The 24,166-nt window shown below is 49.3% G+C and carries 24 protein-coding genes; 18 read left to right on the forward strand and 6 right to left on the reverse strand.

Annotated elements, in window-relative coordinates:
• The first annotated feature begins 1 nt into the window (after position 1).
• Both lapB and pyrF read left to right on the forward strand, forming a co-directional pair.
• Positions 2–1,171: a lipopolysaccharide assembly protein LapB gene (gene lapB / locus CDA54_RS01300; protein ID WP_099033186.1), complete on the forward strand. Its 1,170-nt coding sequence runs from the start codon at positions 2–4 to the stop codon at positions 1,169–1,171.
• Complete coding sequence (gene pyrF, locus CDA54_RS01305) at positions 1,172–1,873, forward strand: orotidine-5'-phosphate decarboxylase (protein WP_099033187.1); 702 nt, start codon at positions 1,172–1,174, stop codon at positions 1,871–1,873.
• Here the strand turns inward: pyrF and CDA54_RS01310 are convergent.
• A complete protein-coding gene (locus tag CDA54_RS01310) occupies positions 1,866–2,045 on the reverse strand; it encodes a hypothetical protein (RefSeq protein ID WP_099033188.1) in 180 nt (59 codons plus the stop codon). The genes pyrF and CDA54_RS01310 overlap by 8 nt on opposite strands.
• Before the next feature lie 87 nt (positions 2,046–2,132).
• Between CDA54_RS01310 and CDA54_RS01315 the strand changes: the two genes are divergently transcribed.
• A complete protein-coding gene (locus CDA54_RS01315; RefSeq protein WP_099033189.1) occupies positions 2,133–2,687 on the forward strand; it encodes an NAD(P)H nitroreductase in 555 nt (184 codons plus the stop codon).
• 68 nt (positions 2,688–2,755) lie between these two features.
• Here CDA54_RS01315 and asnS read toward each other — a convergent pair whose 3' ends face one another.
• Positions 2,756–4,153: an asparagine--tRNA ligase gene (gene asnS / locus CDA54_RS01320; RefSeq protein WP_099033190.1), complete on the reverse strand. Its 1,398-nt coding sequence runs from the start codon at positions 4,151–4,153 to the stop codon at positions 2,756–2,758.
• Positions 4,154–4,349: 196 nt separating this feature from the next.
• Between asnS and CDA54_RS01325 the strand changes: the two genes are divergently transcribed.
• The gene (locus CDA54_RS01325; RefSeq protein ID WP_099033191.1) at positions 4,350–4,739 is read left to right on the forward strand and encodes a hypothetical protein; all 390 of its coding nucleotides are present in this window, start codon (positions 4,350–4,352) and stop codon (positions 4,737–4,739) included.
• 77 nt (positions 4,740–4,816) lie between these two features.
• Here CDA54_RS01325 and bioA read toward each other — a convergent pair whose 3' ends face one another.
• A complete protein-coding gene (bioA, locus tag CDA54_RS01330; RefSeq protein WP_099033192.1) occupies positions 4,817–6,085 on the reverse strand; it encodes an adenosylmethionine--8-amino-7-oxononanoate transaminase in 1,269 nt (422 codons plus the stop codon).
• A gap of 105 nt (positions 6,086–6,190) precedes the next feature.
• On the opposite strand from bioA, the gene bioB reads away from it, so the two are divergent.
• The 4 genes from bioB to bioD all read left to right on the forward strand — a co-directional run bounded on the left by bioB (position 6,191) and on the right by bioD (position 9,925).
• On the forward strand, positions 6,191–7,240 hold the full coding sequence (gene bioB / locus CDA54_RS01335) for a biotin synthase BioB (RefSeq protein WP_099033193.1): 1,050 nt from the start codon (positions 6,191–6,193) through the stop codon (positions 7,238–7,240).
• 68 nt (positions 7,241–7,308) lie between these two features.
• Positions 7,309–8,472, forward strand: a complete 1,164-nt coding sequence (locus tag CDA54_RS01340; RefSeq protein WP_099033194.1) for an aminotransferase class I/II-fold pyridoxal phosphate-dependent enzyme — start codon at positions 7,309–7,311, stop codon at positions 8,470–8,472.
• The gene (locus CDA54_RS01345) at positions 8,462–9,238 is read left to right on the forward strand and encodes a methyltransferase domain-containing protein (protein WP_099033195.1); all 777 of its coding nucleotides are present in this window, start codon (positions 8,462–8,464) and stop codon (positions 9,236–9,238) included. Before CDA54_RS01340 ends, CDA54_RS01345 begins: the two co-directional genes overlap by 11 nt.
• A gap of 15 nt (positions 9,239–9,253) precedes the next feature.
• On the forward strand, positions 9,254–9,925 hold the full coding sequence (gene bioD / locus CDA54_RS01350) for a dethiobiotin synthase (protein ID WP_099033196.1): 672 nt from the start codon (positions 9,254–9,256) through the stop codon (positions 9,923–9,925).
• Positions 9,926–9,993: 68 nt separating this feature from the next.
• Here the strand turns inward: bioD and upp are convergent, their stop codons facing one another.
• Both upp and pepE read right to left on the reverse strand, forming a co-directional pair.
• The gene (gene upp / locus CDA54_RS01355) at positions 9,994–10,620 is read right to left on the reverse strand and encodes a uracil phosphoribosyltransferase (RefSeq protein ID WP_099033197.1); all 627 of its coding nucleotides are present in this window, start codon (positions 10,618–10,620) and stop codon (positions 9,994–9,996) included.
• A gap of 11 nt (positions 10,621–10,631) precedes the next feature.
• Positions 10,632–11,327, reverse strand: coding sequence for a dipeptidase PepE (gene pepE, locus CDA54_RS01360; RefSeq protein ID WP_099033198.1), 696 nt, complete (start codon positions 11,325–11,327; stop codon positions 10,632–10,634).
• 200 nt (positions 11,328–11,527) lie between these two features.
• Between pepE and htpX the strand changes: the two genes are divergently transcribed.
• The 5 genes from htpX to CDA54_RS01385 all read left to right on the forward strand — a co-directional run bounded on the left by htpX (position 11,528) and on the right by CDA54_RS01385 (position 16,050).
• Positions 11,528–12,379, forward strand: coding sequence for a protease HtpX (gene htpX, locus CDA54_RS01365; RefSeq protein WP_099033334.1), 852 nt, complete (start codon positions 11,528–11,530; stop codon positions 12,377–12,379).
• A 73-nt stretch (positions 12,380–12,452) separates the two neighbouring features.
• Positions 12,453–12,929 carry a low molecular weight protein-tyrosine-phosphatase gene (locus CDA54_RS01370; RefSeq protein ID WP_099033199.1) on the forward strand — a complete coding sequence of 159 codons (477 nt, stop codon included), beginning with the start codon at positions 12,453–12,455 and terminating at the stop codon, positions 12,927–12,929.
• Positions 12,929–13,885 (forward strand): FecCD family ABC transporter permease, encoded by a 957-nt coding sequence (locus tag CDA54_RS01375; protein ID WP_099033200.1) that lies wholly within the window; start codon positions 12,929–12,931, stop codon positions 13,883–13,885. Before CDA54_RS01370 ends, CDA54_RS01375 begins: the two co-directional genes overlap by 1 nt.
• A 2-nt stretch (positions 13,886–13,887) precedes the next feature.
• Complete coding sequence (locus CDA54_RS01380) at positions 13,888–14,625, forward strand: ATP-binding cassette domain-containing protein (protein WP_099033201.1); 738 nt, start codon at positions 13,888–13,890, stop codon at positions 14,623–14,625.
• Between the two features lie 84 nt (positions 14,626–14,709).
• On the forward strand, positions 14,710–16,050 hold the full coding sequence (locus CDA54_RS01385; RefSeq protein WP_099033202.1) for a class II 3-deoxy-7-phosphoheptulonate synthase: 1,341 nt from the start codon (positions 14,710–14,712) through the stop codon (positions 16,048–16,050).
• A 101-nt stretch (positions 16,051–16,151) separates the two neighbouring features.
• Here CDA54_RS01385 and ppsR read toward each other — a convergent pair whose 3' ends face one another.
• Positions 16,152–16,964 (reverse strand): posphoenolpyruvate synthetase regulatory kinase/phosphorylase PpsR, encoded by an 813-nt coding sequence (gene ppsR / locus CDA54_RS01390; protein ID WP_099033203.1) that lies wholly within the window; start codon positions 16,962–16,964, stop codon positions 16,152–16,154.
• Positions 16,965–17,111: 147 nt separating this feature from the next.
• Here ppsR and ppsA point away from each other — a divergent pair, with 147 nt between their 5' ends.
• The 5 genes from ppsA to CDA54_RS01415 all read left to right on the forward strand — a co-directional run bounded on the left by ppsA (position 17,112) and on the right by CDA54_RS01415 (position 24,099).
• Positions 17,112–19,493, forward strand: a complete 2,382-nt coding sequence (gene ppsA, locus CDA54_RS01395) for a phosphoenolpyruvate synthase (protein ID WP_099033204.1) — start codon at positions 17,112–17,114, stop codon at positions 19,491–19,493.
• 224 nt (positions 19,494–19,717) lie between these two features.
• Positions 19,718–20,527, forward strand: coding sequence for a hypothetical protein (locus tag CDA54_RS01400; protein WP_099033205.1), 810 nt, complete (start codon positions 19,718–19,720; stop codon positions 20,525–20,527).
• Positions 20,528–21,562 (forward strand): substrate-binding domain-containing protein, encoded by a 1,035-nt coding sequence (locus tag CDA54_RS01405; RefSeq protein WP_099033206.1) that lies wholly within the window; start codon positions 20,528–20,530, stop codon positions 21,560–21,562. It abuts the gene before it with no gap.
• Positions 21,559–23,082: an ABC transporter permease gene (locus tag CDA54_RS01410; protein ID WP_099033207.1), complete on the forward strand. Its 1,524-nt coding sequence runs from the start codon at positions 21,559–21,561 to the stop codon at positions 23,080–23,082. Before CDA54_RS01405 ends, CDA54_RS01410 begins: the two co-directional genes overlap by 4 nt.
• Positions 23,083–24,099: an ABC transporter ATP-binding protein gene (locus CDA54_RS01415; protein WP_099033208.1), complete on the forward strand. Its 1,017-nt coding sequence runs from the start codon at positions 23,083–23,085 to the stop codon at positions 24,097–24,099.
• Positions 24,100–24,166: the final 67 nt, after the last annotated feature.

The raw sequence follows: 24,166 nt of genomic DNA on the forward strand, positions 1-24,166 counted from the left end.
CATGCTTGAACTTCTGTTTCTGCTTTTGCCTGTAGCTGCAGGTTATGGCTGGGTAATGGGTCGCAACAGCGTACGTCAGGCACAGCGTAAACAATCCAGCATTCTTTCCCGTCACTATTATCGGGGACTGAATTTCCTGCTATCCGATCAACCGGATAAAGCTGTTGATACCCTGATGAAGATGATCAATATTGACAGCGATACGGTGGAAACTCATATCGCCATGGGAAATTTCTTTCGTCATCGTGGCGAGTTAGACAGAGCCATCAGAGTGCACCAGAATCTGGTCGATAAAGAGCAGCTCTCAGATACACAGAAACAGCAGGCCCTGAAAGAGTTGGGGCGCGACTACCTGTTAGCGGGGTTTCTCGAAAGAGCGGAGGCTGTGTTTCTGCAATTGCTGGACAGTGATAAATATTTTCTCGATGCTCAGCAACAGCTGTTCAATATTTATCAGAGTACGAAGGAGTGGGAGCGGGCTATCGAGCTGGCAGAAAAAATGGTGGACTGTCATGGTGATAGCCTGGAACTGTGTGAACGGGTATCACATTTTTATTGCGAACAGGCAGAAGTATATCTCAAAAAACAGCAGTTTGAAAAAGCAGAAAAGTCACTGCAAAAAGCCATACTTTCCGATGAGCATGCAGTACGGCCATGGCTGGCATTGGGTAAGATGGCCATTGAACAGCACAGTTACAAACAAGCTCAGATCTATCTTAAAGAAGTACCACTAAGGGATGTCACCTGGCTAAGCGAAGCCGTACCCTTATTAGAACAGTGCGCCGAAAAACTGGGGGACAGTTCAGAGCTTGAAGCCCTGCTGGAGGAATACTATCAGCAGTGCGCTTCCGCCTACCTTGCACGTTCACGGCTGCTGGCCAAGCAAGGGCACTTGCAGCAGGCTTCCGAATTTTTACTCAGGCAACTGCGTGAAAAACCTACAATGAAAGGCTTCGAGACGCTGATTTCCCAGTATCGACAGCAGGATGGTGGTGAGCAGGTTGGGCTCAGCCTGAGTATGCTGCAGGAACTGATTCACGAACAAATTGAACAACGGCCTAAATACCGCTGTGTTTCCTGTGGTTTTTCAGGCCGGAAAATACACTGGTTATGTCCCTCCTGTAAGAAGTGGGGTGTGGTAAAGCCGATAAAAGGGCTGGATGGAGAATAAATGAAAGACCCAAAAGTCGTAGTGGCACTGGATTTTGATTCGGAACATAAAGCACTGAGCTTTGTCGACAGTGTAGATCCTGATTCCTGCCGGTTAAAGGTGGGCAAGGAAATGTTTACCTATTTTGGCCCGGCACTGGTTAAGCAATTGGTAACACGAGGATTTGATGTATTTTTGGATCTTAAATTCCACGACATCCCGAGCACAGTGGCAAAAGCCTGCTATGCCGCGGCTGAACTGGGAGTATGGATGGTCAATGTGCATGCCAGTGGCGGTACGAAAATGATGCAAACAAGCAGAAACGCCCTGCATGAATTTGGCGAACAGCGTCCACTATTGATTGGTGTCACGGTGCTGACCAGCATGTCAGAAGCGGACCTGGCCGAAACCGGTATCAGGGTGACGCCGGCGCAGCAGGTCAGCCATCTGGCTGGTTTGGCAAATAGCGCAGGACTTGACGGCGTTGTCTGCTCCGCACATGAAGCACAAAGCCTCAAACAACAATTTGGTTCAGGGTTTAAACTGGTTACTCCGGGAATAAGGCCTGAAGGTGCGGCATTAGGTGATCAGCAACGGGTGATGACGCCAGAGCAAGCGCTTAAAGTCGGGGTCGATTACATGGTGATCGGCAGACCCGTTACCCAGGCTGAAGATCCTGCTCTGGCGCTTGCACAGATAAACCAGTCACTGCCTGCTAGTTAGGCTTATCTTTTTCGTCTTCTACAAGCCAGGCCTGAATCAGCTTGGCAATGCGTTTGTGATCGTCTCCGGCAAAGGTTTTGATCAACCTGGCAGTGTCTTCATTGGTTTTGCCCCCGGACTTTGCAAAAAGCCGATGAAGGTTGCCACTTTTTTTCGCTTTATCTGAATGCATAACGGATATTTTGCGGTTTACTCCTGCGGGTTAAGATGGCATGTTTTAGTGTAGTTTAAACCATTTCATCTAGCTGGATATCCCTTTATGCAAGCACTGGATTTGTTATTGACGCGTTCCTCCCAACCCAGATTACAGGCACCTTCTCCTAAAGGCCAGGCGCTGGAGAACATTATGCAGGCCGCTCTTCGCTCCCCTGACCATATGGGCCTGACCCCCTGGCGTTTTATTGTTTGTCAGGGCAAAGGGCTGCGTAAGCTAGGCGAGGTGTTCGAACTGGCCGCCATAAACACCGATATGTCTGAAAAAGATGTGGAGCGAGCATCCCAGTTGCCATTAAGAGCGCCAATGGTAATCATCGCTATCTGCCGCTATCAGGAACATAACAAAGTCCCATGGATAGAGCAGGTGGCCTCCACCGCCTGTGCGGTACATGCGATGCAGATGGCCGCCGTGGCACAGGATTTCAGCGGTATCTGGCGCACCGGCAACTATGCGCAAAACGATGAAGTGAAAAAATCTCTGCAGTTAGCCGAACAGGACGAAATCCTTGGTTTTTTATATCTGGGTACCCCGGTCACAAAAGCCTTGCCTAAACAGCCTAAAGACAGTCGACAGTATTTTGAGCTTTGGGGTGAATAAAAAACGAGCCTTAACGGCCCGTTTTTGTTTTCTCTTTGATAAGCAGAAATAAACGGCTGAATGACTGATCAGTAACTGGCGCTGCCGGGTGCGCGTGGGAAGGGGATCACATCACGCACATTCTGCATACCGGTCACATAGGCTACCAGGCGCTCAAAGCCCAGTCCGAAACCGGAGTGTGGCACGGTGCCATAGCGGCGCAGATCGCGATACCAGCTGTAGTCTTCCTTATCCAGGCCCATTTCTTCTAAACGCCGGTCAAACACATCCAGTCGTTCTTCACGCTGTGAACCACCGATGATTTCGCCAATGCCCGGCGCCAGTACATCCATGGCCGCCACGGTCTTATTGTCATCGTTGATGCGCATATAGAAGGCTTTAATGTCTTTGGGGTAGTTCTGCATGATGATGGGTGCGCCAACATGCTCTTCTGCCAGATAACGTTCATGTTCTGATGACAGATCCACGCCCCAGGCCACCGGGAATTCAAACTTTTTGCCGGATTTTTGCAGAATATCGATAGCGTCGGTGTAATCCATACGTACAAAATCCTGCCCAATCACTTTTTCCAGGCGACTGATAGCCTCTTTATTGATGCGCTGGGCAAAAAACGCCATATCATCAGCGCGCTCTTCGAGCACGGCTTTGAACACGTACTTGAGCATTTCTTCAGCCAATTGGGCAATATCACTTAAATCAGCAAAGGCCACTTCCGGCTCAATCATCCAGAACTCTGCCAGATGTCGACTGGTGTTGGAATTCTCTGCCCTGAATGTAGGCCCGAAGGTATAGACTTTAGACATGGCACAGGCAAAGGTTTCTACATTCAACTGCCCGGAAACCGTCAGAAAAGCCTCTTTACCGAAAAAGTCCTGTGAGAAATCCACCTGCCCCTTATCATCTTTGGGCAGATTAAGCATATCCAGGGTTGAAACCCTGAACATTTCTCCTGCGCCTTCACAATCACTGGCAGTGACAATAGGGGTGCTGATCCAGAAGTAACCGCGCTCGTGGAAAAAACGATGAATAGCCTGTGATAAACAGTTACGAATACGTGTCACGGCTCCAATCACATTCGTACGGGCACGCAGGTGCGCATGTTCACGCAGGAACTCAACGCTGTGGCGCTTAGCGGCCATCGGGTAGGTGTCTGGATTTTCCACCCAGCCGGTAATATCAATCTCAGCGGCGTCAATCTCCAGCGCCTGACCTTTACCTTCGGAGGCTTTTACGGTTCCGGTTACTGCAATAGAGCATCCGGTAGTCAGTTTCTGCACCTGCTGATAATTCTCCAGACTATTAAGGGCTATCACCTGAATAGGGTCGAAACAACTGCCGTCATGCAGAGCGATAAAAGACAGCCCGGCTTTGGAATCACGGCGGGTACGCACCCAACCTTTTACCGTAACGGTTGCGCCCTCATCGTGCTGGCCCTTGAGAATATCAACTACTGGGGTATGCGCCATTTAACCTCTCCGTGAGATCCCGCGCAGGGATCCTGCTATTGTGTTCTATAATTATTTGAAAATTCGAAAAATTATATCAAATGGTGATATTTAAAGTTACCACGGACACACGTAGTATATAAGATAGATATATGTACCTGTGCCGGATAAGGGCTGTAATCTTACTTGGCTGGCTGGCAGACTCAAGCAAAAATCGATGATGAATAAAGACGATAAACATTGGAACGGCGCAGATCGCCGTCAGTTACCAGCAAAACAGGATACATTATATAGGATTCTCAGTATTGGTGTGATCCTCGGCTGGTGTTTATTTGTTATTGCCATGCTGGTATTTCATTACGCCCGCCCTGAGATAGCCCCCGGCTTTTTTGATTATAGAAATGTGGACAGCCGGGACTTCTGGGATGCCCCCATGACGATGCTGTTGCTGATTCTGCTTGGGTGTTGTTTTGTCCTCAGCGCTGTCGCCCTGATGATACGGGCTAAACGGGCGCGACGGCGCAACGATGGTCTGTGGCTGAACCTGTTTTTTCTTTTTATCGTCACGCTGGCCAGTCTGCTTTGGCTCATCTGGGAGTTTATCTGATCCTCCACTGACCATGAGTGATGCAAAGGCGTAACGCTCTTCACTGACAACTCAAAGCTTTAAGGAGCTAAAACCTGCTAAGGCTCCTGCAACGCAGTTTGAATGGCAATGATGACCCGCTCCAGTTGTTCAGGTGAAATGATATAGGGCGGCATAATATATACCAGTTTACCAAAAGGTCTGATCCATACCCCCTGACTGACAAAATGCTGTTGAATGGCGGCAACATCAACGCTGTGGTGTGTTTCCACTACACCAATAGCACCGAGCACCCGGGTATCGGCTACCGCATCCAGTTCGATGATAGGCAACAACTGTTGTTTAAGCTGAGTTTCAATAGCCGTGACCTGTTTCTGCCAGTCACCCTGCCGGATGATATCCAGGCTGGCATTAGCCACCGCACAGGCGAGTGGATTGCCCATATAAGTGGGGCCGTGCATAAATACTCCGGGGCTGCCCTGGCAAACGCCTACTGCGACATCTTCAGTACAAAGGGTTGCAGCCAGGGTCATATAGCCGCCTGTCAGCGCCTTGCCCAGACATAATATATCCGGGCTGATATCCGCATGCTCACAGGCGAACAGCTTACCGGTGCGGCCAAAACCGGTGGCGATCTCATCGCAGATCAGCAGAATATCGTACTCATCACACAGCTGACGGCAGCGACGCAAATATTCCGGATGATAGATGCGCATGCCACCCGCTCCCTGTACCACAGGCTCAAGGATCAACGCGGCGATCTGATGATGATGCTGCTCCATCAACTGGGCCAGCGGCGCGATATCATCTTCATTCCAGAGTTGATCGAAACGGGTTTGCGGAGCCGGTGCAAAGATCTGATGACTGAGCACCTCTGAAAACAAACTGTGCATGCCATTGATTGGATCACACACCGACATGGCAGCGAAAGTATCGCCGTGGTAGCCATTACGCGGGCTCAGAAACCGAGTTTTATGCTGATTGCCCTGACAGGCCCAGAACTGCAGCGCCATTTTCATCGCCACTTCAACCGAAACCGATCCTGAGTCAGCCAGGAAAACTCTTTCCAGACCATTCGGGGTCATTTCAATCAGCTTTTTACATAAGTCAATGGCAGGCGTATGGGTCAGGCCGCCAAACATAACATGGGCCATGTTGTCGATTTGCTGATGTGCAGCCTGGTTTAGCCGGGGGTGATTATAACCATGAATCGCCGCCCACCAGGAGGCCATGCCGTCAATCAACTTTTCTCCGCTGTCTAATTCAATATGTACACCTTCGGCCCGGGCTACCGGATAACAGGGGAGTGGATTGATTGCCGAGGTGTAAGGATGCCAGATATGACGTTGATCGAAGGATAAATCCATGATTATTATTTAACCAGTTGTAAAGTTATAAAAAGGAAACAAGTTGACAAGTCGGTGCTCGCGCTTAGACTACTGGAGCTAAATAATGAAGTAAAGGAATCCCCAATGCAGGCATCCGCTCAAATCCGTCACGACTGGACCACAGCACAGGTACGTGAACTTTTCTCGCTACCCTTTAATGATTTGTTGTTTCAGGCGCAGTTGGTTCATCGTCAGCATTTTAGTCCTAATGAAGTGCAGGTCAGTACTTTGCTGTCGATTAAAACAGGTGCCTGCCCGGAAGACTGTAAATATTGTCCGCAGAGCGCCCGTTATGATACCGGGCTTGAGAAAGAGCGGCTGATGGAAGTTGAAAAGGTGTTGGAACGGGCTAAAGAGGCCCGGCAGGCTGGCTCTACCCGTTTTTGTATGGGGGCTGCCTGGCGTAACCCCAAAGACAGAGACATGCCTTATGTGATGGAAATGATTAAAGGCGTTAAATCACTGGGGCTGGAGACCTGTATGACTCTGGGCATGTTAAGCCGGGAACAGGCGATGATGCTAAAAGATGCGGGGCTGGATTACTACAATCACAATCTGGATACCTCGCCGGAGTTTTATGGCGAAATCATCAGTACCCGCACTTATCAGGATCGTCTGGATACGCTGGAAAATGTACGCTCGGCGGGAATGAATGTATGTTCCGGCGGCATTGTCGGTATGGGTGAGAGTGCGAATGACCGTGCTGGTTTGTTGGTGCAGCTGGCGAATCTGGAGCAGCAACCGGAGAGTGTACCGATCAACATGCTGGTTAAAGTAGAAGGGACACCTCTGGATCAGGTAGAAGATCTGGATGAGTTTGAATTTATCCGCACCATCGCTGTGGCCCGCATCATGATGCCTAAAAGCCATGTACGACTCTCCGCCGGGCGCGAAGCGATGAATGAACAGATGCAGGCACTATGCTTCTTTGCCGGCGCCAATTCAATATTCTATGGCTGTAAACTCCTCACTACCTCAAATCCTGAGGAGGACTCAGATGTGCAGCTGTTTAAAAAGCTGGGAATCAATACCGAACGCAGCCGGGAGTATTCCGATGAAGCTCATGAGGCGGTATTAATGGACACACTGAATAGTCAGCAAACCGATGCGCTCTTTTATGATGCCAGCGCCTGAGTTCTTTTGGTCTCGGCCATAGTTTATTCAATCCCCCTTTAGTTAGAGGGATTATTGCCGGATAAAACATGAGTTTTCAATTTATTGCCGCCGATTTGGCGGCCAGAACTGCGCGGCACCTGTATCGCCGACAGCACCTGATTGAGCAGAGTGAGGCGGGGAGGGTAAAGATTGATGGCCACTGGTATTACAATTTCTCCTCCAACGATTATCTTGGCCTTGCCCAATCACAAGCCCTCAGACAGGCTGCTTGTGATGCGGCACAACATACTCATTCAGGTAGTACAGCTTCACCCCTGGTAACAGGTTATACCGTCAGCCATCAACGGCTGGAAGATTATTTATGTCAACGCCTTGGACGTGACAGGGTATTGCTGTTCAATTCAGGGTTTAGTGCTAATCAGGCTGTGATTCAGACTTTGATGCGCCATGGTGGCCAGATTCTGGCAGATAAACTCAGCCATGCTTCAATGCTCGATGGCGCTCTTGCCAGTCAGGCCCGATTAAAGCGCTTTGCCCATAACGATGTAGCCCATCTAAGCAGGCTTATACAAAAAGATGCTGAAGATACCCTTATTATGACAGAGGGCGTTTTCAGTATGGATGGCGACAAAGCGCCGGTTCAGGACATTGTTGAACTGGCTTCTGAGGCAAATGCGCTGCTGTTACTGGATGATGCACATGGATTTGGTGTTTTGGGTCAGTCAGGAGCGGGCACCATTGAAGCCGGGAAACTGAGTCAACTGGCTTTGCCGTTGCTGATGGGAACCTTTGGCAAGGCCGTGGCAACAAGCGGCGCATTTGTAGCCCTGAGCACTCAGCTTTATGAATATCTGATTAATTTCGCCCGCCATTATATTTACAGCACATCTATGTCACCTTTGATGGCAGAGGTGACACTGGCCAGTCTTAAACTTGTTCATAAGGACCAGTGGCGCCGGGATAAGCTAACTGAGAATATTCAGCTATTCCGTGAACAGGCTATATCAGAAGGGCTTCCTGTCAGCTTCTCTGATACGGCTATTCAGCCAGTGGCTATTGGTCGCTCGGATAAGACTCTTAAGGTTGCAGAATACGCACGTTCACAAGGCTTCTGGGTTGGTGCCATGCGTGCACCAACGGTTCCTGAAGGTAGCGCGAGGTTACGCGTTACCTTGTCTTCTATACACGAACAAGATGAAATCAGGCAACTGATACGTGCTCTGGCAAAAGGCCTGAAAGATGTTTGCTGAATCTGATGTTAAAGCCAGAATCGCTCAACAGTTCAGCAAAGCCGCCAGTCGTTATGATGAACTGGCCAGGGTGCAGTGGCAGATTGCCCAATCGGCGCTGCTGATGCATACAAATACCGGCGGAATCGTTATGGATCTGGGATGCGGTACTGGCAGGGCTAGCTCACAGTTGGCAAAAACCGCCGATCAGGTACTGGGGTTGGATATTGCCGGAGGAATGGTTGAGCTGGCACGCCAGCGCTGCCCATTACAGAACACCCATTTTACTGTCGCCGATGCGGAATATTTGCCCCTCGGTGAGGCGTGTATCGACAGCGTATTCTCATCGATGGCGTTACAATGGTGTCAACCACTGGACAAGGTGTTGTCAGAGCTGTTCAGGGTAATGAAAACCGGAGGCCGGGGAACCCTGGCTATTATGGTGCAGGGGTCATTAACGGAACTGAATCAGAGTTGGCAGGTGTTAGGCGAATCGGCCCATATCAATACGTTTGAATCATTAAATACCATGTGTACCGCTGCAATCAGTGCAGGTTTTATCTGCAACCCGCTTCAACAACGCTTTACCAGCTGGCATAAAGATGTTTTTGATGTACTGCATTCAATTAAAGATATTGGCGCCGGCGTACTACTGGAGCAAAACGCTTCTCACTTATCCCGTAAGCAGTTACGACAGCTCGATAAAATTTACGCAGAGAAACACGCTCAGCACAAAGGCTTGCCACTTAGTTATGAGGTTGGCTTTTTAAGACTAGAGAAACAATAAGGATAAATGCATTCCATGAAAGGCTTGTTCATCACCGGCACCGATACCGAAGTGGGTAAAACCTTTGTGACTGTCAGTATGCTGCAGCAGCTCGCCAGTCGTCGCTTTAAGGTTGTTGGGTTTAAACCTGTGGCCTCCGGTTGTTCAGGGTCTTCACAAGAACTGCGAAACGCAGATGCACTTGCATTGCAGGCTGCTTCTACCATTGAGCTGAGCTATCAACAGGTCAATCCCTATGCCTTTGAACCGGCTATCGCGCCACATATTGCTGCTCAGCAGTCGGGCCGGGTTATAGAATTGTCAGCATTGCATCAGCACTACGCAGAACTAGAGAAGCTTAACCCTGATTTTATACTTACTGAAGGGGCCGGGGGCTGGCGCTTGCCACTGGATCAGAATTGTTATCTGTCAGATTTCGCCCGGCAGGAAAAAATGGAAGTGATTCTGGTTGTTGGAATGCGTCTGGGCTGTCTCAATCATGCTGTGCTTAGTGCAGAGACCATAGAAAGAGATGGTCTCAAACTGGCAGGTTGGGTTGCCAACCAGATCGAACTGGATATGCCCGATATAAAAAGCAATCTGGAAAGCCTTAAACACAGGCTCACTGCACCGTTTCTGGGTTATATCCCGCGTCTCAATGATCCTGAATCCTCTCAGCAGTACCTTGACCTGACGCCTTTGCTCTGAGTTTTAATCAAATACAACGAAAGAATAAATGCTTCATGTTGTGAATTTGTTTATGAGTGTAATTCCCGTTACTTGGTGCCAAAGAGTTTGTCACCCGCATCGCCCAGGCCGGGCAATATGTAGCCGTGCTCATTCAGACGCTCATCAATGGCGGCGGTATACAACTCCACATCAGGATGTGCTTTTTCCAGCGCGGCTATACCTTCCGGTGCGGCCACCAATACCAGCGCTTTAATGTGATTGCTGCCATGCTGTTTGAGCAAATCAATGGTCGCAATCATTGAGCCACCGGTAGCCAGCATCGGGTCGACTATGATCGCCAGGCGCTGATCCAGGTCCGCACTGAGTTTCTGGAAGTAGGACACCGGTTTCAGACTTTGTTCATCCCGGTACATGCCTACAACGCTGATACGCGCATTGGGGATCAGTTCCAGCACACCATCGAGCATTCCCAGTCCTGCACGTAAAATGGGTACGATGGTAACTTTTTTACCCTGAATCTGGTCCACCATAATTTCACCGCTCCAACACTGGATGGGCGTTTTTTCAAGCGCCAGATCCGCAGTGGCTTCATAGGTGAGCAAGCTGCCGATTTCACTTGCCAGTTGACGGAACTCGCGGGTACTGATGCCATCTTTGCGTAGCAGGCCTACCTTGTGCTTGACCAGCGGATGATTGATTTCAACAATTTTCATAACAATGCCTCTTACTCTAAAAGCCAGGAAAGGTCTTCACCGGATTCAATCTCTTGTTGTTCTCCGGCTTTAAACAGTACACCGGTATGAGGCCCAATAAGCGTTAACCGGTTGCCGTCGCGTAGCAATGCTCCGCCTTCACGGATCGCGATGATGGGCATGGCTGGCTCTAAAACCATAAATTCCGCCAGTCGTTGTGCGCGGGTTTCTCCGTTATGACCCGGCGGCTGATAATCACTGTAATGAGGGTTTATCTGCAAAGGAACCAGGTTAAGAGCATCAAACGAAGGGGGGGCGATGATGGGCATATCATTGGTGGTGCGAATACTATTACCACAAATATTGGCACCGGCGCTCCAGCCAATATAAGGCGTGTTGTTTTTTACCTGCTGTTGTATAGGGGCAATCAGCTTCTGCTTGTAAAGTTCATTAAGCAGATTAAAGGTGTTTCCTCCGCCAGTTGCGATGGCTCTGGCTTGTGTAATTGCAGTGTTCGGATCGCTGTGTTGGTGTATACCGGAAACTTTAATATCCGCAAGGGCGTGCTGAACCTTAGCGGTATACTCATCCCAGCCCAGGGTGACGCCTGCATAGGGAATAAATAACAATTCATCGATGTTGTTGAGGTACTGTTTTATAATCGGACGTGCAGTTTCAAGATACCCGTTATCTCCATCTTTAGAGCTGCTTAACATTAGTAACCGCATAGATATTTCCTGATCGACTTCGGCAATGATGCAGTATACCCACCACACCAAAACAAGTCAGGCACACGGCCCTGGCCAGGAAATATTTGCTGACAGTTTAAGTTTGAAAAATAGCCACTTCAGCCCAATATACTGTTGTTAACAGATGCCCTGCTGCATTGCACCAGCAGATATTCAGTTGCTGTCATTGGAGTAAGATGATGAAACGTATTTTATTGTTTATCGCCACCAACCTGGCTGTTGTATTGGTGCTGGGTATCGTACTGAATATCGTGATGCCACTGTTTGGCCTGGATATGCGGGGCAATGCCGGTTTACTTGTATTCGCCAGTATATTCGGCTTTGGTGGCGCATTTATTTCCCTGCTGATGTCTAAATGGATTGCCAAACGATCCACTGGTGCATGGGTTATAGAAAAACCTGATAATGACACTGAACAATGGTTGGTTTCAGTCGTAGCAAGGCTGGCCAGACAAGCTGGTATCGGCCTGCCGGAAGTGGCTATTTATCGTTCTGCCGATATGAACGCATTTGCTACGGGGGCGAGTCGCAATAACGCCCTGGTCGCAGTCTCCTCAGGATTGCTGGAAAATATGCGTGAAGATGAAATAGAAGGTGTACTGGCCCATGAAATCAGCCATATCGCCAATGGTGATATGGTGACCATGACCTTACTGCAGGGCGTGGTCAATACCTTTGTGATTTTCTTCGCCCGTATTATCGCCAATGCCATGCGGGGGAGTAACAATCAGGGCGGATTCCTTGCATATATGGCAACGGTATTTGTGCTGGAAATGGTCTTTGGCATATTGGCCAGTGTTATCGTTATGGCGTTAAGCCGCCATAGAGAATATCGTGCCGATGCAGGATCAGCTTCATTAGTGGGCCGAAACAAGATGATCGCTGCGTTGCAGCGACTCAAATACAGTCAGGAGTCGCGACTTGACGGATCATTAATGGCTTTTGGCATTCGTGGTAAGACAGCTGTAGCGGAATGGTTCCGCAGTCACCCCCCCCTTGAAAAGCGGATTCACGTCCTGCAGCAAGGGTAGGCTGCCGGGTAACTTGACTGACAGAGGAATTCTGACATAGTAGGGCCCCTTTTTTTCACGGTGGTAATTTTGCATGTCTCAGGGTGACTATTCAGTACTTTTTGTCTGTCTCGGGAATCTTTGCCGTTCACCTACAGCCCATGCCATTTTCCAGCAAAAAGCGGCCCATTCAAAACTAAAGGTACATATTGACTCTGCCGGCACCTCAGGTTTCCATGTGGGCAGCCTGCCGGATAAGCGCACCTGTGAAGCCGGTATTAAACGTGGTTACGATTTCACCAGTCAGCGTTCGCGTGCTGTGGCTGCGGATGATTTTGAACGCTTCGATTTGATTCTGGCAATGGATCAGTCCAACCATGCGGATTTGCTGGCGCGCTGTCCTGAAGAATTTCAGCATAAAGTACACCTTTTCCTTGAGTACACCGGCCACGAGCAAAAAGAAGTGCCTGACCCCTATTATGGTGGACGTCGGGGGTTTGATCTGGTTCTGGATCTGGTTGAGCAGGGCTGTGACAAACTGATACAACAACTCAGGGCTCGCAAAGACTGATGTTTTATCGCACCAGGCTATTGAGCCTGTTGTTCGTTATCCTGATTACCCTGGCGCTTTTTGTGCTGTTGCGTGATCTGCAATTGACCGATGCTGTAGACCGGCAAATTCTGTTGCACCTTCGTTTACCATTGGTGCTCTGTGCCATACTGGTGGGCGCGAGTCTGGCAGCGAGTTCTGCGCTGTTGCAGGTCATGTTGCGAAACCCACTCGCTGACCCTGGCATTATAGGTATTACCAGCGGTGCCAGTCTTTTCGCCGCTATTTATCTGTTGATGGGCGGCAGTCTGAGTGCAGCATTGCTCCAATATGGCCTTCCCCTGTTCAGTTTTATCGGTGCTTTACTGTCTACCTTGTTGATCTATCTGATTGCCAGGCGCCTGAGTCTGGTATCCGGCAGCGGTGTGATTCTCGCAGGCATTGCCATCTCAACGCTGAGTGGTGGTGTGATCGCCTGGCTGTATTTTTTTACGGATGCACAATCGTTGCGTAACCTGACCTTCTGGCTGCTTGGCAGTTTGCACCAGGCCAGTCTGAAATTAGTGTTAATGGCGACGGCACCGGTGTGTGTGTTACTCCTGTATCTGGTTGTTCAGGGCCGTGCACTTAACTGGCTCTATCTGGGGCAGCGTTCTGCACATCTTGCCGGCCTGGATATTCGCCGCTTCTACCCCAGAATGCTGTTGGCCAGCGCCTTTTTGGTGGGGGTTGCAGTATCTTTGGCTGGCTCCATCGCTTTTGTGGGCCTGTTGGTGCCTCACTTATTGCGCAATTTCTTTGGCTATGACAATCGCTTTATCTTACCGGCTTCTGCCTTATTGGGCGCCATACTGCTATTGCTGGTCATTCTGGTCTCCGATCTCTTTGGTGGCGTCGCCGTGCCGGTGTCAATGCTTACTGCCACTCTGGGTGGGCCGGTATTTTTGTACTCTGTTGTCAAGCTGGCGGAGCGCTAACCATGCTAAGAGCCGAAGGAATTTCTCTTGCGAATCGGGTCAGCGACCTGAGTATTGATCTGATATCTTCCGATGCGGTGCATTTGTTGGGGCCGAACGGCTCTGGTAAGTCCAGTCTGTTAAACCTCTTAGCCGGTCTGATCGCGCCAGATAAGGGGAATTTATGGCTCGATGGTCGCGATCTCACTCATTACGCGCCTGCAGAGCTGGCCAGTCAGCGCTGTTTGATGGAGCAAAGTCAACAAAGCGTGTTTGCCCTGACCGTAAAGGAAAGCCTGAACTTTTTCTGTGCTGAACGAGCCGTACCAGAGAGTCTTGAACAGGCACTGAATATCGCAGATTTTATGCAGCGCCCACTCAATCAGCTTTCCGGCGGCGAACAGCGTCGTGTACAGATTGCCCGTTGTCTGATGCAGGTATGGCCGGCAATAGAGCAGGGAAGGGCGCTACTATTACTCGACGAGCCTGTGCAGGGGCTGGACTTTTCTCATCAACACAGGCTTTGTGCACTACTGAATAGGCTCACCCAAATGGGTAATATGCTGGTAATGAGTCACCATCAACTGAATCTGGCTGAACGTTATGCCAGCCGGATATGGCTTATGCATCAAGGTCAACTCGTGGCCGATGACGTTCCTGAACAGGTGCTTACTGAACCGCTTCTGACACAGGTATTTTCCTGTAATGTTCGGATTGTGACCGATACAGAACAAAATCGCCTAATTCAGACGTATCTTTGATTGAAGTTTTCTTTCAGAACTCGTAAATTCCAGTGTCCGATATTTGAATATAGTGGATTTCACCCAGATACTTAAGGAATATACGTGACTCAGTGGCAACCCGATAGCTGGCGTAAGCTGCCTATTCAACAACAACCAACCTATCAAGATCAAACACACCTCAAGGATGCAGAGCAGCGCCTGGCGAAATATCCCCCCCTGGTTTTTGCGGCTGAGGCTCGCGAGCTTTACCGTCAACTCGGTGATGTGGCTGAGGGTAAGGGCTTTTTGTTACAGGGAGGTGATTGCGCTGAATCCTTTGATGAGTTTAATGCCCCGAAGATCCGCGATACCTTTAAGGTGATCCTACAGATGGCTATTGTGCTGACCTTTGCCGGGCGCTGTCCGGTCACCAAGGTCGCACGCATGGCCGGGCAGTATGCAAAGCCCCGTTCCAGTGATCTCGAAACCATTGATGGTGTCTCATTACCCAGTTACCGGGGCGACATTATTAATAATTTTGATTTTACCGATGCGTCACGCCAACCGGATCCACAACGGATGATAGAGGCTTATCATCGTTCGGCAGCCACTCTTAACCTGCTCAGAGCTTTTGCTCAGGGAGGCCTGGCTGATTTACATCAGGTGAACCGCTGGAATATGGCCTTTGTAGAAAATAATCCACTTAAAGATCGCTATCAGGATGTCGCCCAGAGGATCCAGGATGCGTTGTCCTTTATGGAAGTGGTGGGGATAAACTCCGCGAATAATTCAGCCTTACACGAAACCAGCTTGTTTACTTCTCATGAGGCATTGCTGCTAAATTATGAGCAGGCTCTGACCCGTAACGATACCCTGACCGGGAAATGGTATAATTGTTCTGCGCACATGCTCTGGATTGGAGAGCGCACCCGTCAACTTGATCATGCTCATGTGGAGTTTTTCCGGGGGATCCATAATCCTGTTGGTGTGAAAGTCGGTCCTGGTATGCAGGAAGATGAACTGATCCGTCTTATTGATGCGCTGAATCCTCACAATGAGGCTGGCCGTCTGACCTTAATAACCCGAATGGGGGCCGATAATCTTGCAGATAAGCTACCCCAATTGCTGCGCAGGGTTAAACAGGAAGGCCGTAAAGTGGTGTGGAGTTCAGATCCCATGCATGGCAACACGGTCAAAGCGTCCAGTGGCTATAAAACCCGGAACTTTGACGCGATATTGCGCGAAATCCAGCAGTTCTTCCAGGCACACAAGAGTGAAGGTACTCATGCCGGAGGTATTCACCTGGAGATGACAGGCCAGCATGTTACCGAGTGCACAGGCGGTGCATATAAAATCAGCGAAGCAGACCTGGCGGAATGTTACCAGACGCAGTGTGACCCGCGATTAAACGCTGATCAGGTACTGGAGCTGGCTTTTCTGGTCGCCGACCATTTAAAGGCGTAAGACAGCTATCATCTTCTCGGAACAATTGAGGGCGATACATGACAGTATCGCCCTCAATCATTTCATTATCCTGCTAAGCTCCCGAAACATATCGCCAGAAATCAGTACTTTTTACGCTGCAGCCCTGTTTCAGCCAGGATCTTGGCAGAGATTTCCTCTATGGAATAACGGGTGCTGTTCAGAAAAGGGATACTCTCCCTGCGGTAAAGGTTATCGACTTCACGCAGTTCCATACGACACTGTCGCATTGATGCATATTTGCTGTTGGCGCGGCGCTCTGAACGGATCTGATGCAGTCGCTCAGGGTTAATCGTCAGACCAAACAGCTTCTGCTTGAAACGTCGCAATTTGGGCGGCAGTTTAAGCATATCGCCCATATCTTCTTCGGTAAAAGGGTAATTGGCAGCTTTAATGCCGTACTGTAACGCCAGATAGAGGCTGGTGGGTGTTTTACCTGAGCGGGACACGCCCACCAGAATAATGTCTGCATCATGATAATTATCCGTATTGGCACCATCATCATTGGCTAAAGCATAGTTAACCGCCTCAATACGAATATCATAGGTTTTTTCATGAATACTGTGAGTGCGGTGTTTTTCCGGTTTAGCCGGAATACCTATTATTTTCTCTAATGGCGCAACAAACTGGTCGAGAAAGTTATAATTGATCCCTACTGAGTTTGAGACGATTTCCCGCACTTGTGAATTAACGATGGTATAAAACACCAAAGGGCGTTCACCACTTTCACTGAATGTCTCTGCAATTTTCTTGTTTACGCGTTCTGCATGCTCTGAAGTTTCTACAAACGGAATCGTGATATGGTTGAATTCTGTGGGGAATAGCGACAATAAAGCATGCCCGAAAACTTCCGAAGTAATGGCCGTTCCGTCTGAAATATAGTAAGCAGTACGCAAAACAATTCCTTAACAATGTTGTAAATTTATTACGAAAATAAATAAAATTTTACTTTGTTATTACCGGCATTCTAAAATCCCCAGCGATAAAAGTCAGTTGTTATCTCAATGGCTTTGAATTCACGGATTTAGTCAGGAGAGCTCGAAGTGCAGAAATACGTCTTGTGGTATCAGCAATTAGGCATGCATGATGTGGATAAGGTGGGGGGCAAGAACGCGTCCCTGGGTGAAATGATTTCCAATCTGGCCAATGCCGGTGTCATGGTACCAGGAGGCTTTGCTACGACTGCTGAGGTGTTTAACGAGTTTCTTGAGCAAAGCGGTCTGGATAAACGTATTCATGAAACACTGGATGCGCTGGATGTAGACGATGTGGATGCATTATCCAGAGCCGGTGCCGAAATCCGCCAGTCGATTATCGATACGCCTTTTCAGCCTGAACTGGAAGCTGCGATCAAAAGCGCCTTTGATCAACTGCAACAGGAAGCCGGAGGTGAAGCATCTTTCGCAGTGCGTTCTTCGGCCACAGCCGAAGATATGCCCGATGCGTCATTTGCCGGTCAGCAGGAAACCTTCCTGAATGTAAAAGGCTATGAGAATGTGCTGATCGCCATCAAACACGTTTATGCCTCTTTATTTAATGACCGCGCGATTTCCTACCGGGTACATCAGGGTTATGACCACAAAGGCGTGGCGTTGTCAGCAGGTATCCAGCGCATGGTGCGCTCAGATTGCGCTTCATCAGGAGTCATGTTTACCATTGATACAGAATCAGGCTTTGAGGATGTAGTATTTATTACCTCTTCTTTCGGCCTCGGTGAAATGGTTGTACAGGGTGCCGTAAACCCGGACGAATTTTACGTACACAAACCGACTCTGGATAAGGGTAAGCCTGCCGTAGTGCGTCGTAACCTTGGCAGCAAGCTGAAGAAGATGATTTACTCTGCTGATGCCAGTCATGGTAAGCAGGTTGATATTGTTGATGTAGAAGCTACTGACAGCCATCGATTCTCTCTTAGCGATGCTGAAGTGATGGAACTGGCCAAACAGGCTCAGATTATTGAAAAGCACTATCAGCGCGCGATGGACATCGAATGGGCTAAAGATGGTACCGATGGCAAACTCTACATCGTTCAGGCACGCCCGGAAACTGTTCGCAGCCGTGATGATGCACAAAGCATCGAACGCTTTCAGTTAAAAGGCGAAGCCAATATCGTCTGTGAAGGCCGTGCAATAGGCCATAAGATTGGCAGCGGTGAGGCCAAAGTACTGGGGTCTATTGATGAGATGAACAAGATCCAGCCAGGCGATGTACTGGTCACCGATATGACAGATCCGGATTGGGAGCCAATTATGAAAAAGGCTTCCGCTATTGTCACAAACCGGGGCGGGCGCACCTGTCATGCAGCTATTATTGCTCGGGAACTTGGCATCCCTGCTGCAGTGGGGTGCGGTGACGCCACCCTCAGCATTCACAATGGCGACAAAGTTACGGTTTCCTGTGCCGAAGGAGATACGGGTTATATCTACGGCGATGTGCTGGACTTTGATGTGGTCACATCCAGAATTGACGCGATGCCGGATATGGATCTTAAAGTCATGATGAATGTGGGCAATCCCGACAGGGCGTTTGATTTTGCCCGTCTGCCCCATTCAGGCGTGGGCCTGGCCAGACTTGAATTTATTATCAATCGCATGATTGGTGTACACCCCAAGGCACTGCTTAATTACAATGAACAGCCCGAAGATGTAAAAGCTGAAATTGATGACCTGATGGCGGGTTATGACTCCCCGGTTGAGTTTTATATCAACAAACTGGTTGAAGGTATTGCCACAATTGGTGCTGCATTCTCGCCCCAGAAGGTTATTGTGCGCATGTCAGATTTTAAATCTAATGAGTATTTTAATCTGGTGGGTGGTTTTCAGTATGAACCTCATGAAGAGAATCCCATGCTGGGTTTTCGTGGTGCAAGCCGTTATATATCGGAAGATTTCCGTGATTGTTTCGCATTGGAATGTGAAGCCATCAAGCGGGTGCGCAACGATATGGGACTGACCAATGTTGAGATAATGATCCCCTTTGTCAGAACGCTTGAAGAGGGCCGCAAAGTTATTGAGTTGCTTGCAGAGCAAGGCCTGAAACAAGGTGAAAATGGTCTGCGTGTTATCATGATGTGCGAACTGCCATCCAATGCGCTGTTGGCAGATCAATTTCTGGATATCTTCGACGGCTTCTCTATTGGCTCAAATGATTTAACTCAGCTAACACTGGGACTCGACAGGGACTCCGGCGTGATCGCCCATTTGTTTGATGAGCGTGATGAAGCGGTGAAAATACTGTTATCCATGGCGATTAAAGCTGCTAAAGCAAGAGGTAAATATGTCGGCATCTGTGGTCAGGGCCCCTCAGATCACGAAGATCTGGCCGCCTGGCTGGTAGAGCAGGGCATTGACAGTGTTTCCCTGAACCCGGATACCGTAATTGATACATGGTTGTACCTTGCGGAACAACACAAGCAAATTAACTAGTATGACAGCCTGACAAAGCCCCTTTTGTCACTGGTAAAGAAAAGCACAGGATATAGTCGTTGGTGGCGATTATGTCCTGTTTTTATATGTCAAGATTGGTTTAAGCACAGCTCTGTTTTGGTCGCTACCCACATTTGATTACAAATACTACTCCGGAAGTACTTTAACTGTTTGCTGATAATAAGTATCATTTGCGAAACCACGTATTTTCGGAGTAACAAATTATGCTGCTAAAACATTCGGCCGTTCAACGTCTTGCGCTGAGTATGGGAATCAGCATGTTATTGGCCAGTTCGCCTGTAACAGCTAACGGTCCTATTGGTGACCATGTCAATCAACTTCAAACGCATTTGCCAACGTATGCGCAAGAGGTGGACTGGTTGATCGGCAAAGTTGACGGGATGGTTGGCACCTATGAAGCAAAAGGAAAAGGCGGAGTAAACTCAGAGGAACTGATTGAGCACTGGGAAGCCGTTGATTTTCACGCGGCCATTGAAACCAATTATGTTCCTGTATATGCCCTTATCTGGCAAAGTCTGTTTGGCGTAAAGGATGGCATAGCGAAAGAAAAACCTGTTGCAGTAATAAGACAGGAACAACAAAAACTGGAGCAGAGTTTATGGCAGGCCCTTGGTGCCGTAAAACTGGCCGCGCAGTATCAACAGCAAGGTAAACTTGCAAAGCGGGGAAACGATAACCAGCTCACCGAGCCCAATCAGATCCTTGCCGAAATAAAGCATCGTCTTGATCGGGTTGTGGCTAAAGCGGCAGAGAAACTTCCGCAGCAAGCCACCGACATCGTACACAACACATACCTCAATCTGTTCGAAGGTCTGGAAGGGCGCCTGATTGCAGAGGATGCGGAACTGGTGGAATCACTTGAAAAAGACTTTAATGTGACACTGCCCCTTGCATTGAAAAACCAGTCTGATGTAGAGGAAATTCGCAAGGTGGTGAGCACCATGCAGGTTAAGCTGGATAAGGCAAGCACACTGCTGCAACAGGCTCAAAGTCAGAGCAGGGACGTGTTTTAAGTGCAGCGCCGAACCTTTATTCAGGGCCTGGTTGCCGCCAGTGCACTTAGTAGTATTCCTCTGACAAGGGCGTTTGCTGAGTCCCGGGTCAGTGCTGTATCTGTTGAGCAGTTACCACTGCTCAAAGGTCAGTTAACCTTATACCTCGGACGCGGCGAAGGCGGCTTGTATGAAAAGGTATTAGATGCGATTCGGGAGCGTAACCCCGCACTTGATTTGCGCATCAGGCGAGGAGCAACAGCGGCGCTGGCCAATACCATAGTGGCTGAAGCCAGAGCCGGTGTTCGCCGGGCCGATCTGTTCTGGGCGGTAGACTCCGGTGCTATTGGTCTGGTTAGTGAGCAAGGTCTGGCTCAGCCCCTTCCTAAAGACCTGACCCAACACCTTAAAGCTGGATTTAGGTATCCTCAGTGGGCACCGGTTACAGGTCGGATTCGTACCATACCGTATAATCCGCAGCGTGTTCGTGCAGAGCAGATCCCCAAAAATATTATGGCAATTGCGGATAGCAAGTTATCAATTGGCTGGGCACCGGCTTATGCTTCTTTTCAGTCTTTTGTTACGGCAATGCGTCTACTCAAAGGTGATCTGCAAACAGCGAGCTGGTTACGCGGTGTCAGTAAACGGGCGACCAGTTATGCCGGTGAACTCGGCGTCGTGATGGCGGTAGAAAGAGGTGAAGTCGATATAGGTTTTGCCAATCATTATTACACCTTAAGGCTGAAATCCGGGAAGCCCGATGCCAATGTCGAGCTGGCGTTTACTGAGAATGACGCCGGTTGTCTGGTTAATGCTTCAGGCATACTGGCATTAAGTCAGAATGAAACCGCGATAAATTTTATTCGTTACCTGCATACCCGTGAAGTGCAGTCTTTTCTCGCATCAGAAGCCTATGAGATCCCATTGGTGAGAGGGGTAGAGCCACCAACAGGTTTGCCATCTCTGGCCAGTGTGTCACCGCCTGATATTGATCTCACCCGGCTGGCAGAGTTGCGCCCAACGCTTGACCTGATGCGCGATGTCGGGGTGCTATGAGGGCAATCCCCTTATCTTATCTGCCAACTGCACTTGTCGCCATACTGGCATTGGTGCCGGTTGTTGTGCTGGCCATACTGGCAGCGGATACACCTCAAATATTCGATCCTCATAATATCAGGGTATTACTCAATACCCTTGTTCTGGTGATCTTTACCGCCATTGGAGCAATACTAGTTGGCGTACCCCTGGCTCTGCTGACCGCTTATGTCGAGCTGCCATTTCGTCGGGTCTGGTTAGTGTTGCTGGCCGCTCCTCTGGCAATGCCAAGCTATATAGGCGCGTTTACGTTATATGCGGCTTTTGGCCAGGGGGGCGAGCTCGAAACCTGGCTGGGCTTCTCGTTTCCGGCCGTCAGGGATATGCCCGGTGCTGTGCTGGTGATGACCCTTTACACCTATCCTTTTGTTCTTCTGACAACCCGGTCTGCACTGCGCAGCCTGGATACCAATCAGGTAAATGCAGCGCGCACACTGGGGATGTCATTTTCAGTTTGCCTGCTGAAGGTAGTATTGCCGCGGGCAGTGACTGGTATTGCTGCTGGTGGGCTGCTGGCGGCATTGTATGCTTTGTCAGATTTTGGTACCCCCGCAATAATGCAGGTAGATACTTTTACCCGTGTGATTTATGTGGAATACAATGCTTTTGGCCTGAGCCAGGCAGCAATGCTGTCATTACAGCTGTTATGTATTGTGGCACTGTTATTATTTCTTGAGTCCAGAGTGAAGGGCAGCCATGAAACGCCCGGTCGACCTCTTAGCTTATGGCCAACACGCTGGCAAACCGGGATGATGATGTTCGCGATTCTTCCGGTTTTATTGCTGGCCATCTTTTTACCGCTACTGGTGTTCAGCATCTGGCTATTTCGTGAGGGTAGCGCTGGTTTTGAATTCAGTTATGCCCTTAATTCCACTTATGCTTCGGTTCTGGCAGCAATAGTGGCAGTAGTGCTTGCATTACCTGTGGCTCATGCCGCAATTCGTGGCAAAATTGGCCGGATAATGGAACGAATAACCTATCTGGGTTTTGGCGTGCCTGGTATCGTTATGGGTACCGCTCTTGTCTATATTGGTCTGCAACTGCCCTTTTTGTATCAGACCCTTGGCCTTTTGGTCATAGCCTATGTATTCCGGTTTTTGCCACTGGCAGTAGGATCAGTACGAACCGCTTCGGAGCGTCTTGATCCGAGTTTAGTCAATGCGGCAAGATTGTTGGGTGCCACGCCCAAAGAGGCCTTTCGACGCATTACCTTACCCCTTACCATGCGTGGTATTGTGGCAGGCGCTGCATTGGTATTTCTGGAGGCAATGCGAGAGTTGCCCGCGACACTGATGCTTGGCCCTACAGGGTTTGAAACGTTGGCAACGTACCTGTGGCGCGTTTATGAAGCCGGCTATTTCGGACGTGCTGCAGTACCTGGTTTATTATTGATCCTGATGTCGGTATTGGTTCTGATGCTGATGCTTACAGGGGAACGCCGATCTGAAATTGAATTATCTGACACCGAGGACAAACGGTAGATGTTGAAAGTAAGTAACTTGTCTGTCAGCTACGGTAATACGAGAATAATCCGTAATCTCAACTTTAGCCTGGGTGAGGATGAAATCCTGATGCTGGTGGGTCCCACCGGATGTGGTAAAACGACTATCCTGCAAGCTTTGGCGGGGCTTATTCCCATTAGTGAAGGCCAAATCTGCCTTGATAACTGGCGGGCAACACCAGATCGTTTTGTGCAACCCGAGAAACGAAATGTGGGCATGGTATTCCAGGATTTTGCGTTATTTCCACACCTCAGCACGGAACAAAATATCTATTTCAGGCTAAAAAACAAAGAACTCGCTGAGCGCTGGATACAGGTTTTGGGACTGGAAGAACTTCGTCATGCCAGACCAGCAACACTATCAGGGGGCCAGAAACAACGTGTCGCCCTGGCACGCACCCTGGCACATAACCCCGCATGTGTATTGTTGGATGAGCCCCTTTCTAACCTCGATGCGGCGCTCAAAGACAGTCTCAGGTGGGAAATCCGCAATGCCCTGAAAGAGGCCGGAGTTCCCGCGATCTGGGTGACCCATGATCAGGAGGAGGCGCTCTCGGTGGGAGACCGAATCGGGGTGCTAAACAACGGGGTGCTTTGCCAGCTGGATACGCCGGAGAACTGTTTTTCTGAGCCAGCCAGCCGTTTTGTTGCCCGCTTTCTCGGAGAAGCCAGTTTCTTGCCTGGGCGCTTATCTGACGACCAAAAGACAGTACACACCACTCTTGGTGAAGCGCCAGCGATTCCCATCAATGATGCCAGTGACCAAGTGGATTTATTGATTCGACCGGATGATCTGAGTTTGCAGCAGGATAGCACTGGCCATGGCCATATTAGCTGGGTTCGTTATGAGGGAGGGGCAAGATTCTATGCCGTACAACTGGACGATGACACTGAAGTCAAAGTACGGGTAAGTCATGAACATCGCCTTGAGCCCGGCGAACGCGTCAGCCTGAGCATCATTACTACCCATCCTTTAGCGGCCTACGCAAAAAGATGATCAGGGTTGATTAATTAATCTACAAAACGGGTCGCTAAATCAGGTATACTGCGCAGCGTTTTTGCAT

Origin of the sequence: Lacimicrobium alkaliphilum, assembly GCF_002591895.1 — a bacterium.
Lineage (GTDB): Bacteria > Pseudomonadota > Gammaproteobacteria > Enterobacterales > Alteromonadaceae > Lacimicrobium > Lacimicrobium alkaliphilum.

Bases quoted from the DNA above. Each gene is read 5' to 3' on its own strand.
- CDA54_RS01340 (WP_099033194.1), top strand. From the start codon at position 7,309: ATGAGTTTTCAATTTATTGCCGCCGATTTGGCGGCCAGAACTGCGCGG.
- CDA54_RS01415 (WP_099033208.1), top strand. From the start codon at position 23,083: ATGTTGAAAGTAAGTAACTTGTCTGTCAGCTACGGTAATACGAGAATA.
- bioB (WP_099033193.1), top strand. From the start codon at position 6,191: ATGCAGGCATCCGCTCAAATCCGTCACGACTGGACCACAGCACAGGTA.
- CDA54_RS01410 (WP_099033207.1), top strand. From the start codon at position 21,559: ATGAGGGCAATCCCCTTATCTTATCTGCCAACTGCACTTGTCGCCATA.
- lapB (WP_099033186.1), top strand. From the start codon at position 2: ATGCTTGAACTTCTGTTTCTGCTTTTGCCTGTAGCTGCAGGTTATGGC.
- upp (WP_099033197.1), bottom strand. From the start codon at position 10,620: ATGAAAATTGTTGAAATCAATCATCCGCTGGTCAAGCACAAGGTAGGC.
- CDA54_RS01400 (WP_099033205.1), top strand. From the start codon at position 19,718: ATGCTGCTAAAACATTCGGCCGTTCAACGTCTTGCGCTGAGTATGGGA.
- pyrF (WP_099033187.1), top strand. From the start codon at position 1,172: ATGAAAGACCCAAAAGTCGTAGTGGCACTGGATTTTGATTCGGAACAT.
- asnS (WP_099033190.1), bottom strand. From the start codon at position 4,153: ATGGCGCATACCCCAGTAGTTGATATTCTCAAGGGCCAGCACGATGAG.
- CDA54_RS01380 (WP_099033201.1), top strand. From the start codon at position 13,888: ATGCTAAGAGCCGAAGGAATTTCTCTTGCGAATCGGGTCAGCGACCTG.
- bioD (WP_099033196.1), top strand. From the start codon at position 9,254: ATGAAAGGCTTGTTCATCACCGGCACCGATACCGAAGTGGGTAAAACC.
- CDA54_RS01325 (WP_099033191.1), top strand. From the start codon at position 4,350: ATGATGAATAAAGACGATAAACATTGGAACGGCGCAGATCGCCGTCAG.
- bioA (WP_099033192.1), bottom strand. From the start codon at position 6,085: ATGGATTTATCCTTCGATCAACGTCATATCTGGCATCCTTACACCTCG.
- CDA54_RS01315 (WP_099033189.1), top strand. From the start codon at position 2,133: ATGCAAGCACTGGATTTGTTATTGACGCGTTCCTCCCAACCCAGATTA.
- CDA54_RS01370 (WP_099033199.1), top strand. From the start codon at position 12,453: ATGTCTCAGGGTGACTATTCAGTACTTTTTGTCTGTCTCGGGAATCTT.
- CDA54_RS01345 (WP_099033195.1), top strand. From the start codon at position 8,462: ATGTTTGCTGAATCTGATGTTAAAGCCAGAATCGCTCAACAGTTCAGC.
- CDA54_RS01375 (WP_099033200.1), top strand. From the start codon at position 12,929: ATGTTTTATCGCACCAGGCTATTGAGCCTGTTGTTCGTTATCCTGATT.
- htpX (WP_099033334.1), top strand. From the start codon at position 11,528: ATGAAACGTATTTTATTGTTTATCGCCACCAACCTGGCTGTTGTATTG.
- pepE (WP_099033198.1), bottom strand. From the start codon at position 11,327: ATGCGGTTACTAATGTTAAGCAGCTCTAAAGATGGAGATAACGGGTAT.
- CDA54_RS01310 (WP_099033188.1), bottom strand. From the start codon at position 2,045: ATGCATTCAGATAAAGCGAAAAAAAGTGGCAACCTTCATCGGCTTTTT.